Source organism: Serratia sp. 2880STDY5682894, from assembly GCF_001537385.1.
In the GTDB taxonomy this organism is placed as follows: domain Bacteria; phylum Pseudomonadota; class Gammaproteobacteria; order Enterobacterales; family Enterobacteriaceae; genus Serratia; species Serratia nevei.
In genome coordinates this window covers 384861-399451 of the sequence record NZ_FCJA01000002.1, presented here as the reverse complement: position 1 = coordinate 399451, position 14591 = coordinate 384861, and the positions used below count along the sequence as shown (strand labels likewise).

The 14591-nt window shown below is 63.9% G+C and carries 14 protein-coding genes and 1 tRNA gene; 3 read left to right on the top strand and 12 right to left on the bottom strand.

All coding sequences use genetic code 11. The annotated features are described in order from the left end of the window. The 6 genes from AWX27_RS06650 to AWX27_RS06625 all read right to left on the bottom strand — a co-directional run. Window positions 1-396: nitronate monooxygenase (locus tag AWX27_RS06650; RefSeq protein ID WP_197414191.1), on the bottom strand; the 396-nt coding region annotated here is incomplete at its 3' end. Window positions 397-492: 96 nt separating this feature from the next. After that, the gene (locus AWX27_RS06645; RefSeq protein WP_025303481.1) at window positions 493-2103 is read right to left on the bottom strand and encodes an MFS transporter; all 1611 of its coding nucleotides are present in this window, start codon (window positions 2101-2103) and stop codon (window positions 493-495) included. Next, entirely contained in the window at window positions 2096-2521 is a 426-nt protein-coding gene (locus AWX27_RS06640; RefSeq protein ID WP_033635204.1) for a DoxX family protein, read from the bottom strand. The genes AWX27_RS06645 and AWX27_RS06640 overlap by 8 nt, the downstream gene beginning before the upstream one ends. 9 nt (window positions 2522-2530) lie before the next feature. Further along, window positions 2531-3361, bottom strand: a complete 831-nt coding sequence (locus AWX27_RS06635) for an alpha/beta fold hydrolase (RefSeq protein WP_060420336.1) — start codon at window positions 3359-3361, stop codon at window positions 2531-2533. A 142-nt stretch (window positions 3362-3503) separates the two neighbouring features. After that, on the bottom strand, window positions 3504-4898 hold the full coding sequence (locus AWX27_RS06630; RefSeq protein WP_060420334.1) for an MFS transporter: 1395 nt from the start codon (window positions 4896-4898) through the stop codon (window positions 3504-3506). 174 nt (window positions 4899-5072) lie between these two features. After that, complete coding sequence (locus AWX27_RS06625) at window positions 5073-6263, bottom strand: sugar transporter (RefSeq protein ID WP_060420332.1); 1191 nt, start codon at window positions 6261-6263, stop codon at window positions 5073-5075. Between the two features lie 268 nt (window positions 6264-6531). On the opposite strand from AWX27_RS06625, the gene AWX27_RS06620 reads away from it, so the two are divergent. Further along, on the top strand, window positions 6532-7218 hold the full coding sequence (locus tag AWX27_RS06620) for an aspartyl/asparaginyl beta-hydroxylase domain-containing protein (protein ID WP_060420330.1): 687 nt from the start codon (window positions 6532-6534) through the stop codon (window positions 7216-7218). Window positions 7219-7235: 17 nt separating this feature from the next. On the opposite strand, the gene AWX27_RS06615 is transcribed toward AWX27_RS06620, so the two are convergent. Continuing rightward, window positions 7236-8183, bottom strand: a complete 948-nt coding sequence (locus AWX27_RS06615; protein ID WP_041035891.1) for an aromatic alcohol reductase — start codon at window positions 8181-8183, stop codon at window positions 7236-7238. Between the two features lie 86 nt (window positions 8184-8269). On the opposite strand from AWX27_RS06615, the gene AWX27_RS06610 reads away from it, so the two are divergent. Next, window positions 8270-8692 carry a winged helix-turn-helix transcriptional regulator gene (locus AWX27_RS06610; RefSeq protein ID WP_060420328.1) on the top strand — a complete coding sequence of 141 codons (423 nt, stop codon included), beginning with the start codon at window positions 8270-8272 and terminating at the stop codon, window positions 8690-8692. Window positions 8693-8722: 30 nt separating this feature from the next. Here AWX27_RS06610 and AWX27_RS06605 read toward each other — a convergent pair whose 3' ends face one another. The 5 genes from AWX27_RS06605 to AWX27_RS06585 all read right to left on the bottom strand — a co-directional run bounded on the left by AWX27_RS06605 (window position 8723) and on the right by AWX27_RS06585 (window position 13763). Continuing rightward, entirely contained in the window at window positions 8723-9439 is a 717-nt protein-coding gene (locus AWX27_RS06605) for an ABC transporter ATP-binding protein (protein WP_060420326.1), read from the bottom strand. Further along, window positions 9436-10311, bottom strand: a complete 876-nt coding sequence (locus AWX27_RS06600; protein ID WP_033635209.1) for an ABC transporter ATP-binding protein — start codon at window positions 10309-10311, stop codon at window positions 9436-9438. The genes AWX27_RS06605 and AWX27_RS06600 overlap by 4 nt, the downstream gene beginning before the upstream one ends. After that, window positions 10308-11594: a high-affinity branched-chain amino acid ABC transporter permease LivM gene (gene livM, locus AWX27_RS06595; RefSeq protein WP_060420324.1), complete on the bottom strand. Its 1287-nt coding sequence runs from the start codon at window positions 11592-11594 to the stop codon at window positions 10308-10310. The genes AWX27_RS06600 and livM overlap by 4 nt, the downstream gene beginning before the upstream one ends. Before the next feature lie 10 nt (window positions 11595-11604). Next, window positions 11605-12519, bottom strand: a complete 915-nt coding sequence (locus AWX27_RS06590; protein WP_004928592.1) for an ABC transporter permease subunit — start codon at window positions 12517-12519, stop codon at window positions 11605-11607. A 125-nt stretch (window positions 12520-12644) separates the two neighbouring features. Beyond that, a complete protein-coding gene (locus AWX27_RS06585; RefSeq protein ID WP_060420322.1) occupies window positions 12645-13763 on the bottom strand; it encodes a branched-chain amino acid ABC transporter substrate-binding protein in 1119 nt (372 codons plus the stop codon). Between the two features lie 455 nt (window positions 13764-14218). Between AWX27_RS06585 and AWX27_RS06580 the strand changes: the two genes are divergently transcribed. Next, window positions 14219-14294: transfer RNA gene (locus tag AWX27_RS06580), tRNA-Asn, on the top strand. Window positions 14295-14591 lie beyond the last annotated feature (297 nt).

Sequence of the window (14591 nt, the reverse complement as noted above, 5' to 3'; positions counted from 1 at the left end):
GGTGAAGCTGGCCACCGGCGGCGCCGCCTCCAGCAAGGCCGCGATCTGGTCACGGTTGTTTTCGGCGAATTGGGTGGGGATCGGCGGCTCGCTCAGCCCCAGCGCTTCGCGGAACGGCCGCAGCAGGTGCTGGGCGCGCTTAAGCTCGGCGAGATCCGGGTGCTGCTCATCGAGCAGAAACAGATTGATGTTGAACGGCGCGGTGGTCTGCGCGCGGATCTGCTGCACGCGTTCGAGGATCACCGCCGGTGAAAACAGCGCCGCCGCGCACGAGCCCAGCGCCCCGGCGTTGCTCACCGCCACCGCCAACGCCGGCGGCGACGCGCCGTTCATCGGCCCCTGAACGATCGGATAGCGCAGCCCAAGCTCGCGGGCAAAAGCAGAAGGTGCCGTCATCAATGTGTCTCCCTGTGCTGACTACATTCGTCTTACGGCGGCCGCGCCGCCGAACCGACCAAAAGCATAGCACCTTCTCACCGCCTGGCCGTGCAGTTAATGCTTCACCTGATGCCGGTCGAGCGACAGGAAGTGATGCACCACCGGTTTCTCCGGCCCTATGTGGAAGCGCAACGCCTCCTGCTGCAGATCGGCGTCGGCGTGCGACACCCGCTGGTGCTGCCGCAGGTGCTCCGCCCAGGACTCCACCAGGAACCACTCCATGATGCATTCCGGATCGCCGGTGTGCTCGGTAATGCCCCAGGCGTAAGCGCCGTCGCGGCGACGCGCCCGCTCCAGCATCAGCAGCGTGCGCAGGAACTGCGGCCGATCCTGTTCGCGGATGCGGTACTCCACCTGAATCATTACCGGGCCGCGATCGTTCTCGACCGGCGTGTTGACCAGCGGCTCCGGCCAATGGTTCGACGGCTGCAGATCGGCCTCGCCGGTCGGCAAGCGCAGGCGGTGGAACAGCAGCCCCGCCGCCAACAGGCCGACGCCGCCGACCAGCAGCGTGGCGGCCACGCCCAGCTCCTGCGCCACCAGCCCCCACAGCAGACTGCCTGCCGCCATCGCGCCGTTGAACACCATCAGGTAGATGGCCAGGCCGCGGCCGCGCACCCAGTTGGGCAGCACGCCCTGCGCCGCGCCGTTGAGCGTGGTCAGCGCAATGATCCAGCCGGCGCCCAGCACCAACAGCAGCACCACCGCCAGCCACTGCGGCGGCGCCAGCGACAGGGCCGCCATCACCACGGCGGTGAGCACCGCCGCCAGCAGCACCAGCCCGTCGGCATTCAGCCGCTGGCGCAGGCGCGGCAGCGCGATCGCCCCGAGGATCGCCCCGGCGCCTACCGCCCCCAGCAGCACGCCGTAAAAGCCGGCGCTGCCGCCCAGCATGCGGCGCGCCACCAGCGGCAGCAGCGCCCAGACCGAGCTGGAGAAGGCGAAGAACACCGCTGCCCGCAGCAGCACCACGTGCAGCTCACGGCTGGAACGGGCATAGCGCAGCCCGGCGCGGAAAGCGCCGAAGAAGTGTTCCGACAGGCCGCTGTCCTCGGCCTTCGGCCGCTTCCACCACAGCAGCGCCGCGATCACCAGCACATAGCTCATCACGTCCGCGCCGTAGGCCGCGCCGGCACCGAAGCTGGCCAGCAGCAGGCCGCCGGCCGCCGGGCCGATGGAGCGGGCGATGTTGATGCCGAGCGAGTTCAGCGCCACGGCGTTTTTCAGCTCGGTGCGCGGCACCAGCTCCGGCACGATCGCCTGCCAGGTCGGCCCCATCAGCGCCGCACCGATGCCGCCGACGAAGGTCAGCGCCAGCAGGTATTCCACCGTCAGCGCCCCGGTCTGCGACAGCACCAGCAGGCTGCCGCTGACGCAGGCCAGCAGAATTTGCACGAAGATCAGAAAGCGCCGCCGATCGAGGATGTCCGACAGTACCCCCGCCGGGATCGCCAGCAGGAACACCGGCAGCGTGGCGGCGGTCTGCATCAGCGCCACCGCCGAGGGGTTGCTCGACAGATCGGTGATCAGCCACGAGCTGGCGACGTCGCGCATAAAGCTGCCGACGTTGCCGAGCACCGTGGCGCCCCACAGCACCGCAAATAATGGGATTTTCAGCGGCGCGAAGCCGCCCGCCGCCGCCTTGTTTTCCGTCTGTTCAGCCATCCGTTCGCTCCTTCAAATCGTTAAATGCCACCAGCAACAGCGCGCCGGCCAGCCCGAGGTGTTCAAAAAATCCGTTCATCATCTGGCCGCGCTCCGCCCCGTCGAACTGCCAGAACGGATTGGCCATCAGCGTCGCCATCAGGGTAAAACCGGCCAGCGCCAACGCGCCGAGCCAGCGATAAAAGCCGCTCAGGATCAGCGCCGACGCCGCCAGTTCCAGCAGCGTCACCAGCACGGCGAACAGCGCCGCCGGCTGCAGGCCGAAGTGGGTCATCTCGGCAACCGCGCCTTCGACGTTCAGCGCCTTGACCAACCCGCCCTGGATGTAGGCGGCGCAAATGGCGAGCAGCAGCAGCCAGCGCACCGCGGGCGCATGCAGCCGCTGCGCGCAGCGGGCGGCGATAGCAGTCAGGTTCATCGCGCCCCCTTAGAACGGCGAATTCTGGATAAAGGCCAGCAGATCGGCGTTGAAGCGATCGGGATCGACCTGCGCCAAGCCGTGAGCGCCGCCGGCGTAAACGTTCAGCTCCGCCTGTTGCATAAGCTTAGCGGCTTTCAGCGCCGAGGCGCCGATCGGCACGATCTGATCGGCGTCGCCGTGCACCAGTAGCGTCGGCCTGTCGATCGCCAACAGATCGGCGGTGTAATCCACTTCGGAGAACGCGCTCACGCCGTCGTACTGCCCTTTCACGCCGCCCTGCATGGCCATCAGCCAGAAGTGGTCGATCAGCCCCGCATTGCTCTCCACCTCGTCGCAGTGGAAGCCGTAGAACGGCACCGCCAGATCTTTGAAGAACTGCGAGCGGTTGCCCGCCACGCCGCTGCGAATGCCGTCGAAGGCCGCCATGGGCGCGCCTTCCGGATTGGCCGGCGTTTGCAGCATCAGCGGCGGCACGGCGCCCACCAGCACCACCTTCGCCACCCGATCGCTGCCGTGGCGGCCGATGTAGCGCGCCACTTCGCCGCCGCCGATGGCGTGGCCGACCAGGATCAGATCGCGCAGATCCAGCGTTTCAATCAGCAGAGCCAGATCGTCGGCGTATTGGTTGATGTCGTTACCGTGCCAGGTCTGATCCGAACGGCCGTGGCCGCGGCGATCGTGGGCGATCACCCGGAACCCGCTCTGGCCAAAAAACAGCAGCTGGTTGTCCCAGGCGTCGGCGGACAGCGGCCAACCGTGGGAGAACAGGATCGGCTGGCCGCGGCCCCAATCCTTGTAGAAAATGCGCGCGCCATCGGGCGCGGTGAGGATGCTCATGACGTGTTCCCCGCTCGGTATTGAATTGGATTTTGTACCGGGTAACAGTACGGCAGGCGCAAAGGCAGTGATAACGGAATAATTTTCGCATGATCGCGAGTTTTTTTGCTGAAGAGGCCGGCGTCGCCGCCGGCGCAAAACGTCAGATGTTTTCCAGATCGATGCCGCGCGTTTTCGGGCCGAACAGCCCGATCACCAGCATCACGATCAGCATGCTGGCGACGATAAACGCGATCACCCCCAGCGAGCCGCCGTACTGCAAGATAATGCCGATGATGATGCTGCTGAACACCGTCGACAGGCGACTGAAGGAGTAGCAGAAACCGACGGCGCGGGCGCGGATGTGGGTCGGGAAGATCTCGGATTGATAGGAGTGGTAGCTGTAGGTCAGCCAGGCGTTGGACCAGGTGATGAAGAAGCCGCACAGGATCAGCCACAGCGGGTTGTTCTGCAGCGCGAACAGCGAGCCGAAGATCACCGTCACCAGGCAAGACAACACGATCTGCCACTTGTTCTCCATCTTGTCGGCGTAGAAGCTGCACAGCAGCGAGCCCAGCGGGTAGGCCAGCGTGATGAAGAAAGCGTACAGCAGGCTGTGGGTGACCGAAGCGCCCTTGCCCGACAGCAGCGCCGGCAGCCAGTTGCCGAAGCCGAAGAAGCCGATGGCCTGAAAGAAATTCATCACCACCAGCATCAGCGTGCGATCGCGGTACTGCGGCGCCCAGATATCGCGAAAGCGGCCGTGCAGCGGCGCCCCCTCGGCATCGTCAGCCGGGCGCGACGGGAAGTCCGTGGCCGCCACGCCGCAGCGCCGCTCCATATCCCGCATCACCTGCCGGGCCTGCGCATAGCGCCGCTGCTGCACCAGCCAGCGCGGCGACTCCGGCAGCCCCTTGCGCACCAGCCAAATCACCAGCGAAGCCAGCGCACCGGCGATCACCACGTAGCGCCAGCCGCTCAGGCCCCAAATCGTCTGCGGCACCAGCCACCAGGACATCAGCGCCACCGCCGGCACCGACAGGAACTGCACGAAGAACGCGAAGGCAAAAGCCCGGGTGCGCAGATGCGCGGGCACCCACTCCGTCAGGTAGGTATCGATGGTCACCAGCTCAATGCCGAGCCCGACGCCCACCAGAAAGCGCAGAAAGATCACCCACTCCGCCTGCTGTTGAAACGCCAGCAGCAGCGAGAAGGCGCCATACCAGATCAGGGCGAACATGAAGGTGGCGCGGCGGCCGAAGCGATCGGCGTACGGGCTCAGCAGGCTGGCGCCGACGAACAGGCCAAGAAAAGTGGCGGAGGCGAAGGCCGCCTGGTCCGACACGCCGAAGACGCCCTGCGCGCCGGTGTGGAAAATGCCGTCGGCGATAAGGCCGGTGCTGATATAGCCGGTCTGGAACAGATCGTAGAGTTCGAAAAAGCCGCCCAGCGACAGCAGAATGATAAAGCGCCACAGGCCGGCCGACGCGGGCAAGGCGTCGATTCTGGCCGCCAAATCCCGCGCATGGATCGGCGACGCCGCTACAGAGTCACTCACCGTTAACCTCGCATTAACATTTTTGATGACTTTCTATGCTAGCGAAGCGGCGTCGGAGTTAAATTTTTAATTAGCAGACTATGAAAAAAAGTTAAGCATAAAACGCTGCAGCAGCCTGTTTTATAGCAGGAAAATGCAACCTGGGATGCCGCAGCGGCATCCCGAATCGGTGGCTTAACGGCTGGGGTGCTGCTGCAGCCGTTCGCTGCGGTAGAAGCTCAGCAGGCACCAGCCGAGGGCGATCAGCGCCAGCGGCGCGGCGACGAAGCCGATGTTGCCCATGCCCAGATGCAGGCTCACCTGGTTGCCCAGCAGCGCCCCGCTGCCGATGCCGAAGTTGTACAGGCCGGAGAAGATCGCCATCGCCACGTCGGTGGCGTCCGGCGCCAGGCTCAGCACTTTGGCCTGCATCGACAGGCCGATGGCCATGATCGCCATGCCCCAGAAGATGCACAGCACGGTCAGGTGGCTTTCGCTGCCGGCGGCCGGCAACAGCAGCAGCAGGCTCAAGGCCAGCAGCGCGATGGCGCCGATAAAGAAGCCGGAAGGAAAACGCTCGCTGTAGCGGCTGAACAGCAGGCTGCCGACGATGCCGGCGGCGCCGAACAGCAGCAGCATCAGCGTGGTGAAGTTCTCCGACAGCCCGGCCACGGTCTGGATAAACGGCTCGATGTAGCTGTAGGCGGTGAAGTGTGCCGTCACCACGATGACGGTCAGCATGTACAGCGCCAGCAGCGCCGGGCGTTTGAACAGCAGCGGCACGCTGGCCAGCGAACCGGAGTGCTCGCTTTTCAGCACCGGCAGCAGGCGCCACAGCAGCACCAGCGCCAGGGTGGCGCACACCGCGATGCCGATAAAGGTCATCCGCCAGCCGAGCAGCTGCCCCACCACCCGCCCGAGCGGCAGCCCGAGCACCATCGCCAGCGCGGTGCCGCCCGCCAGCAGGCTCAGCGCCTGGGCTTTCTTGCCCGGCGGCGCCACGCGGATCGCCAGTGAGGCGGTGATCGACCAGAACACCGAGTGCGCCAGCGCCACGCCGGCGCGCGAGATGACCAGCGTGGTGAAGTTCCAGGCCACGGCGGTCAGCACGTGGCTGGCGATAAACAGCATGAACACGCCGATCAGCAGCTTGCGGCGCTCGATTTTGCTGGTCAGCAGCATGCACGCCAACGAGGCGGCGGCGACGATCCAGGCGTAAATGGTAATGATCAGGCCGACCTGTTCGGTTTGCATCGAGAAGCTGGCGGCGATGTCGCTCAGCAGACCGACCGGAATAAATTCGGTGGTGTTGAAGATAAAGGCCGAGACGGCGAGGATAACCACGCGCAACCAGGCGGTTGAGCGCGAAACGGGAGTGTGTTCCATGGTAAACAAAATCCGGACAGGTGCGGGCAAGTAGCGATATTTTAACCAACCGGCCCGCTAAATGCGATACGCGTCACACTTTAATTGTGTGGTTTTTTTCGCCGCATTTCGACACATTCGCAGACACACGGTTGCACAAATGCTGTGCTAATCTCTTGAAGCGTACCAATTTTTCCTGCCGCTCTTCCCCTCCGGCCGCCGCAGACGACGCGCCGCGCCGAAGAACCGCGCGCAGTGTCCATTTGGCGTTTTCTGAGGCGAGGTCATTATGTCCGCGATTTATGATTGGTCCGTGCTCGCATTGCGCAATGTTTACGATCGCCGCATTCAGGGCAAGCCGGTGCTCGACAGCGCCGCGCTGTTCCCCGACGCCGAACGTTTCACCGCCCAATGGCGGCAGATCCGCGAGGAGGCGCTGACCGTCGCCCACGATCTGCACAATATTCCCCGTTTTCACGAGATCATGATCCAGCAGGAATCGATCTCCGCCAACGACGCGCGCGACTGGCGCATGTTCATCATGAAGGCCTACGGCCAGCCGATCGCCCGCAACCTGGCGCGCTGCCCGACGCTGGCAGCGCTGATCGCCTCGTCGCCGGACGTGCTGTCCGCCTCGCTCTCCTTCCTGGCGCCCGGTAAACAGGTGCCGCCCCACCGCGGGCCGTTCCGCGGCATTCTGCGCGGCTATCTGGTGCTGGACATGCCCAAACGCGCCGACGGGATGCCGGCGGCGGTGCTGAAAGTGGACGGCCGCGAATACCGGCTGCACGAGGGGGAGTTCATGCTGTGGGACGATACCTTCGAACACGAGGTGTGGAACGACAGCGCGCAGGTGCGCACCGTGCTGCTGCTGGACATCCGCCGCCGCGACATGCCCGGCGGGCTGCGGCTGCTCTCCAGCGCCATCATCGCCCTGGTGCGGCTGAACGTGCGCTGGATGCAGCGCCAGTTCTAAGTCCGGCGCCCAGGCGACTACCCGTCCCGGGAGGTCGGGCATTGCTGCGCCAGCCACTGCTCGGCAGTGGTGGTGGCTATGCCCTGGCGCGCATTGAAGGTCTTCGCCTTATCCCAGGCCACGCCGTCGGGCCGGGCGAAAGCCAGCCGGTATTTGGCGCCGACGTCACGCGGATGGTTCAGCACCTCCTCCTGTAGCCGCTCTTTGTTCAACAGGACTCTGTTGACCTCAACGCCCCAGTGCGCCTGCATGACATCGGCAAGCTCGCGGTAGGTCAACGTGTCCCCGGCGATATAGACCACCTGGTTGCGAAACGCGGGCCGATGGAAAAAAATCGCGGCCGTCAGCCGGCCAATGTCCTCGGGGGTGGTCAGCGTCACCGCGTAACGCCAGTCGCCCAACGCGCGCACCGTTTTGGTTGCCGCGTCCACCACGCCAAAACCCGGGTCAAACAGGTAGCTGGTGAAAATGCCCGTGGAAACAATCACCCACTCCGTCGCCTTCTGCGCACGCAGCAGGTGGCGCACTTCGAGCTGTTCATCCCACACCTGTTGCCCGCTGCCTGTGCCGACAACATCGTAGTCCACGCCGAACTGCCACGGGAAGTAGCGCGCCACGCCCGCCTGCAAAACGGCCTGGGTGATCTTTATCTGCGTGCCCGCCCCGCCGACAAAGCCGCTGCAGTTGATCACCGCGTCGAAGGAACGGAATAGCGCACTCAGCGCCTCCACGCTGTTTTGCTGCAGATCGCCTTCCACCACGGCGATGCCGAGCCGCGCCAGCGCATCCCGCCGCGCCCGATGCGGGCCGCTGACGGCGCGGGCGGCCTCCGGCCGCAGCAGCACGCTGATGTTTAAAGCGTGGTGTAACCGGGCCTGCCGGCTCATCGCGCGCAATACCGGCAGCCCCAGTTCACCGGCGCCGAGTATGAGCACGTTATTGATGGATGGATTTGTGGATTTCATTCTTGCCTCCTGTCTTGACACTGCGCCATCCTGACAGCTGACAAAAACGGGTTCAATTAGGTACACGCGTGATACCGGAGAGGAATATGACGAACGATCGGGAAGCGCTGCTGCAATTTTCGCAGGCGTTCTGTGAAGAATTGAGCAACGACGATGAAGGGTTGAAGCGTGAGATCCTCGCGCATGCGGGCAACCGTTGGTCGCTGGGGGCATTGCATATCCTGGGCACCCACGGGCCGCTGCGCCACGGCGAGATAGGCCGCCAATTAGCGGGCGTGACGCAGAGAATGCTGACGCGGACGCTGCGCCATCTCGAACGGGACGGGCTGATATCGCGCTGCGATTATCAGGAAAAGCTGCCCCGCGTGGTTTACACCATCACCGACGCGGGGAAAGAGATGCTGCTCAACATGCTGCCGCTCTGGTCGTGGATTATCGCCTCCGCCGACGCCTTCAGGGCGGCCCGCTCGCGCTACGATGAGCAAGAACGAAGCGCCGCCGGGGGATGAACGCGGGCCTCCCTGCCCGTGGGGCGGCGCTCAACCGCCGCCCAGATAGGCCTTTCTCACCTCCGGATCGTTCAACAGCTCTTGCCCGCTGCCGGTGAGGCGGATCTGGCCGTTGACCATCACATAGCCGCGATCGGACAGCTTCAGCGCGTGGTTGGCGTTCTGCTCCACCAGAAACAGCGTCATGCCGCTGCGGGTCAGCTCGCGCAGCACGCCGAAGATCTGCCGCACCACGATCGGCGCCAGCCCCAGGCTCGGCTCGTCCAACAGCAACAGCTTCGGCCGGCTCATCAGCGCACGGGCGATCGCCAGCATCTGCTGCTCACCGCCGGACAGGGTCATCGCCCGCTGGTTGCGCCGCTCCTTGAGGCGCGGAAACAGCTCGAACATGCGCGGCAAATCCTCTTCCAGATAGCGGTTGCCGACGGTGATGGTGCCCATCAGCAGGTTCTCCTCCACGCTCATGTCCGGGAAGATGCGCCGTCCTTCCGGTGCCTGCGCGATGCCGCCGGCCGCCACGTAGTGCGTGGAGCGGCGGCTGATGTCCTCGCCGCCAAACAGGATCTGCCCGCTGGCGATGCGCGGCTGGCCGAAGATCGACATCAACAGCGTGGATTTGCCCGCGCCGTTGGCGCCGATCAGCGCCACCGTCTCCCCGGCGTTGACCTGCAGCGACACCTGGCGCAGCGCCTGGATCGGCCCGTAAAACACGTCCACTTCGCGAAATTCCAGCATCGCTTCGCTCATCCCGCCAGCTCCTCTTCGTCCGCGCCCAGGTAGGCGGCGATCACCGCCTCGTTGTGCTGGATCTCCTGCGGCGTGCCGCGGGCGATCACGTCGCCGTGATCGAGCACGATCACCCGATCGGAGATCTCCATCACCATGCCCATGTCATGCTCGATCAGCAGCACCGTGATGCCGTGATGCTGGCGCAGAAAACGGATGATGCGGCTCAGCGTGGCCGTTTCCACCGGGTTCAGCCCGGCGGCCGGCTCGTCGAGGCAGATCATCTCCGGCGCGGTGCACATGGCGCGCGCGATCTCCAGCCGCCGCTGCTGGCCGTAGGACATCTCCCCCGCCAGCCGGTTGGCGCAGTCCACCAGATCCACCACCTCCAGCCAGTAGAAGGCGTGATCCAGCGCGGCGCTCTCCGCCCGGCGGTAGCCCGGCGTATTCAGCACCCCGGCGATCAGGTTGCGGTTGCTCTGCATGTGCTGCGCCACCAGCAGGTTCTCCACCACCGACATTTCGCGGAACAGGCGGATATTCTGGAAGGTGCGCGCCAGCCCGGCGCGGTTGACCAGGTGGGTGCCGCCGAACATCTTGTAATAGAGGCGCGAGCCGAGCCGCTTCGGGCGTATCCAATCGCCGGCGCGAAACTTCTGCCCCAGCACCTGGATCACGTCGGTCGGCCGCTTGTGGGTATTGAGCAGGATCGCGCCGCCGCTGGCGCGGTAAAAGCCGGTCAGGCAGTTGAACACCGTGGTCTTGCCGGCGCCGTTGGGGCCAATCAGGGCGGTGATGGAGCCGCGCTCCACCTCCAGATTGACGTCGTTCAGCGCCTTGATGCCGCCAAAGCGCATCATCAGGTGCTCCACCCGCAAAATAGCGTCGCTCATGGCGCCACCCCCTTGCGTTCGGCGAAGCTGGCGCGGCTGATGCGCACCAGCCCGCGCGGCCGCCAGATCATCATCGCCACCATCAGCACGCCGAACAGCAGCACCCGGTATTCGGCGAAACTGCGCAGCAGCTCCGGCGCCACCGTCAGCACGAAGGCCGCCAGCACCACGCCGAGGGTGGAGCCCATGCCGCCCAGCACCACGATCGCCAGGATCAGCGCCGACTCGAAGAAGGTGAACGAGGTCGGGTTGACGAAGCCCTGATAGGTGGCGAAAAACACCCCCGCCAGCCCGGCGGTGGAGGCGCCCAGCATAAACGCCGACAGCTTCACCAGCACGTGATTGAGCCCGAGAGAGCGGCAGGCGATCTCATCCTCGCGCAGCGCCTCCCAGGCGCGGCCGATCGGCATGCGCGTCAGCCGGTGCTTGATGTACAGCACCAGCAGCACCACCAAAAACAGCACCGCGTAAATGAAAATGAACTTGAGGTTGGGGTTGTAATCGATGCCGAGAAACTCGTGGATCGGCACCCCGCCGTCTTTGGCGCGGCGGCCGAACTCCAGGCCGAACACCGTCGGCGCCGGCACCGAGACGCCGTTCGGCCCGCCGGTGAGCGACATCCAGTTGTTCAGCACCAGCCGGATGATCTCCCCAAACCCCAGCGTGACGATCGCCAGGTAGTCGCCGTGCATGCGCAGCACCGGAAAGCCCAGCAGCGCGCCGGCCAGCGCCGCCATCAGCGCCCCCAGCGGCAGCATCGCCCAAAATCCCAGCCCGAGGTACTGATAGCCCAGCGCCAGCCCGTAGGCGCCGATGGCGTAAAACGCCACGTACCCCAGATCGAGCAGCCCCGCCAGGCCGACCACGATATTCAGCCCCAGGCCGAGCAGCACGTAGATCAGGCCGAGGATCGCCACCGTCAGCAGGTATTTGGTGGCGACGAAGGGAAACAGCAGCGCGATCGCCGCCATCAGCGGCAGGATCCAGCGCAGGTTGGATTTATAGCCCAGCGGCCGCACGTAAACGCCGTCGTTGCCGCCGTCGAAGCGCGCCAGCACCCTGCGCCCCGGCGCGGTTTGCAAGAACAGGCTCAGCAACAGCCGCCCGGCCATCACCGCGATGATAATCCACACCAGCCGGTGCGGCTCGAAGTTGAAGCTGTAGCCGTTCAGCACGATGCCGACGATCGGCCCGAACACGATCAGGGCGATCAGCCCGGCCAAGACGGCGTCCAGCAGGCTGCGTTTAACGTCCAGCCCGCCGTTGATCACGGATTGCGACATGGCGTTCTCCTTAAACCTTGGCGATCAGCGGCCGGCCGAGCAGGCCCTGCGGACGGAAGATCAGGATCGCCACCAGCAACCCGAAGGAGAACACGTCCTTGTAATCCGAGTTCACCATGCCGGCGAACTGCGCCTCCGCCACCCCGAGCAGCAGCCCGCCCAGCATGGCCCCCGGCAGCGAGCCAATGCCACCCAGCACCGCGGCGGTGAAGGCCTTGATGCCGATGATAAAGCCGACGTAAAAATCGAAGGTTCCGTAGTTCATGGTGATCAGCACCCCGGCCAGCCCGGCCATGGCGGCGCCGATCACGAACACCAGCGAGATCACCCGATCGGTATTGATGCCGAGAATCGAAGCCATTTTGCGATCCTGCTGGGTGGCGCGGCAGATGCGCCCCAGCCGGGTGCGCTGAATGATGTAGGTGAGGATCGCCATGCCGAGCAGCGACGCCACCAGAATAAACACCTTGGTGTAAGTGATCTGCACCACGCCGCCGTCGAACTCCAGGCGGAACACGCCGCTCAGCAGCGTCGGGATGCCCTGCTGGCGCGGCCCCTGGCTTATCTGCGCGTAGTTTTGCAGGATTAACGACATGCCGATGGCGGAGATCAAGGGCGCCAGGCGGGTGGAGTTGCGCAGCGGCTTGTAGGCGATGCGCTCGATCACCCAGCCGTACACCCCGGTGATGACGATGGTGAACACCAGCGTGCCGAGGATCAGCAGCGGGAACGAGTGCAGCCCGAAGAACGACAGCAGCGCCAAGCCGATGGCGCACAGGTAGGCGGAGATCATGTACACCTCGCCGTGGGCGAAGTTGATCATGCCGATGATGCCGTAAACCATGGTGTAGCCGATGGCGATCAGGCCATACACTGCGCCAAGGGTCAGGCCGTTGATCAGCTGTTGCAGAAAGAATACATCCATAATGAGCAGTCTCGCCTGGTAAGGCCGCCAACGCAGTCCGACGCGGCCCAAAGGTCATCGCGGAACGGGCTCGCCTGAGCGGCGAGCCCGTCGGTCATAGGGTTACAACTTCAAGGTTCGGCCGTTTACAGCTGGTGATATTTGCCCTTGTCATCCCATTGGTAGACCACGTAGTCCGAGACCTTCAGGTCGCCCTTCTGGTCCCAGGCCTTCTTGCCCATCACGGTGTCGACGTCGTGCGACTTCAGCCATTCGGCGGCCTTGGTGCTGTCTTTGCCGCCAGTGGCGTTGAAGGCGGCGGCGATCGCCTGGATCGAGGCGTAGGAGTAGAGGGTGTACCCTTCCGGTTCAAAGCCGCTGGCGCGGAACTTGGCGATCACCGCCTTGCCTTCCGGGATCAGGCGCGGATCGTTGCCGAAGGTCATCAGCACGCCGTTGGTGTACTGCGACCCGCCGGCGGCGGTCACCAGCTCTTCGGTCACCACGCAGTCGCCGGAGAAGAACTTGGCGGTCACGCCCTGCTCGCGCATCTGGCGCACCAGCGGCCCGGCTTCCGGATGGCAGCCGCCGAAGTAGACCACGTCCGGCTTGACCGAGGCGATCTTGGTCACCAGCGCGTTAAAGTCTTTCTCGCCGCGCGACAGCCCCTCATACAGCACTTCTTTGACTCCGCGCTTGTTCATCGCCGCCTTGGCGGCGTCCGCCAGCCCCTGGCCGTAGGTGTCTTTATCGTGGATCACCGCGATGCGTTTGGCCTTCAGGGTATCCAGCATGTAGTTGGTGGCGATCGCGCCCTGCTGATCGTCGCGCCCGCACATGCGGAACATGGTCTTCATGCCGCGCTCGGTGATTTGCGGGTTGGTGGAGCCGGGGGTGATGGCGATGATGCCGGCCTCGTCATACACCTCGGAGGCGGGCATGGTGGAAGAGGAGCAGAAGTGGCCGACCACCGCCGAGACCTTGTCCTGATCCACCAGCCGGTTGGCCACCGCGACCGCCTGTTTCGGTTCGCAGGCGTCATCCCCCTGCACCAGCTTGATTTTTTCCCCTTTGATGCCGCCGGCGGCGTTGATGTCCGCCGCCGCCTGCGAAGCCCCGCGCCAATACTGATCGCCATAGGTGGCGTTCGGCCCGGAGAACGGCCCGGCGACGCCGATGACGATATCGGCCTGCGCGGAAAACGCCGTACCTAAACAACCGATGAGCAAAGCAGCGAGCGGACTTTTTATCAATTTCGATGACATTGTTATCTTCCTCAGCACTGTTGTAGCGAAACGCCCGGGGGCGCGGATCAGTCACTTTATGTGTAGACGGGGAAAATAATTTTCTTGAGAGCGCAGTCGCATTCCCCAAAAATGGGTAAGCAAAAATCCAGCCATTGTGACGACGAATACATATTGTTTGCTTATTCATCCTACATATCAGTGGCGGCGCGGCGTGTGGCGGGGATAACGGGGTCGGGGCCGTACGGCTAGCATGAGAGGGGGCATGAGAGGGAGAGTGGCCCTGCACCATCGCCGTGCAAGGGCTTGTGCACGCGATATGACAACGAGACAGGCGGGAAAAATCAGCGCCTGCCGGCGAAAGATGCCGAAAAACAGCGCAAGATGCTCATTCCCTCAGCAAACGCACTTTTTTTGCAGTTTAGCGCTTTGACAAACCCCAGGCGCCCCGCTATTATTCGCCCCGTTCACACGATTCCTCTGTAGTTCAGTCGGTAGAACGGCGGACTGTTAATCCGTATGTCACTGGTTCGAGTCCAGTCAGAGGAGCCATATTTAGAGAAGCCCGCTCAGGGAAACCCGAGCGGGCTTTTTGCTTTGCATAACACGATGTCACTCATCCTATCGTTATTTATCTATTAATTTCCGTCCTTATTTTATTTCATTAGCGAAGCGCTCTTCATTAACACCGCGCCGTATTGGACAGAAATCCTTATTCAAGCTAGATGTATATTATACCGTCACGAACTGGCCGGCGACGCTCTGGACACCCTGTATCTCAGCAAAAGATTAAATAAAAAAATCAGTTATCTAAATAACTACGTGCTGAAATACGCTGGATAGACTCCC

What these genes read in the sequence shown, in the direction of transcription:
- AWX27_RS06645 (WP_025303481.1), bottom strand. Translation starts at nt 2,103, where the DNA reads ATGGCTGAACAGACGGAAAACAAGGCGGCGGCGGGCGGCTTCGCGCCG.
- AWX27_RS06640 (WP_033635204.1), bottom strand. Translation starts at nt 2,521, where the DNA reads ATGAACCTGACTGCTATCGCCGCCCGCTGCGCGCAGCGGCTGCATGCG.
- AWX27_RS06635 (WP_060420336.1), bottom strand. Translation starts at nt 3,361, where the DNA reads ATGAGCATCCTCACCGCGCCCGATGGCGCGCGCATTTTCTACAAGGAT.
- AWX27_RS06625 (WP_060420332.1), bottom strand. Translation starts at nt 6,263, where the DNA reads ATGGAACACACTCCCGTTTCGCGCTCAACCGCCTGGTTGCGCGTGGTT.
- AWX27_RS06620 (WP_060420330.1), top strand. Translation starts at nt 6,532, where the DNA reads ATGTCCGCGATTTATGATTGGTCCGTGCTCGCATTGCGCAATGTTTAC.
- AWX27_RS06615 (WP_041035891.1), bottom strand. Translation starts at nt 8,183, where the DNA reads ATGAAATCCACAAATCCATCCATCAATAACGTGCTCATACTCGGCGCC.
- AWX27_RS06610 (WP_060420328.1), top strand. Translation starts at nt 8,270, where the DNA reads ATGACGAACGATCGGGAAGCGCTGCTGCAATTTTCGCAGGCGTTCTGT.
- AWX27_RS06605 (WP_060420326.1), bottom strand. Translation starts at nt 9,439, where the DNA reads ATGAGCGAAGCGATGCTGGAATTTCGCGAAGTGGACGTGTTTTACGGG.
- AWX27_RS06600 (WP_033635209.1), bottom strand. Translation starts at nt 10,311, where the DNA reads ATGAGCGACGCTATTTTGCGGGTGGAGCACCTGATGATGCGCTTTGGC.
- livM (WP_060420324.1), bottom strand. Translation starts at nt 11,594, where the DNA reads ATGTCGCAATCCGTGATCAACGGCGGGCTGGACGTTAAACGCAGCCTG.
- AWX27_RS06590 (WP_004928592.1), bottom strand. Translation starts at nt 12,519, where the DNA reads ATGGATGTATTCTTTCTGCAACAGCTGATCAACGGCCTGACCCTTGGC.
- AWX27_RS06585 (WP_060420322.1), bottom strand. Translation starts at nt 13,763, where the DNA reads ATGTCATCGAAATTGATAAAAAGTCCGCTCGCTGCTTTGCTCATCGGT.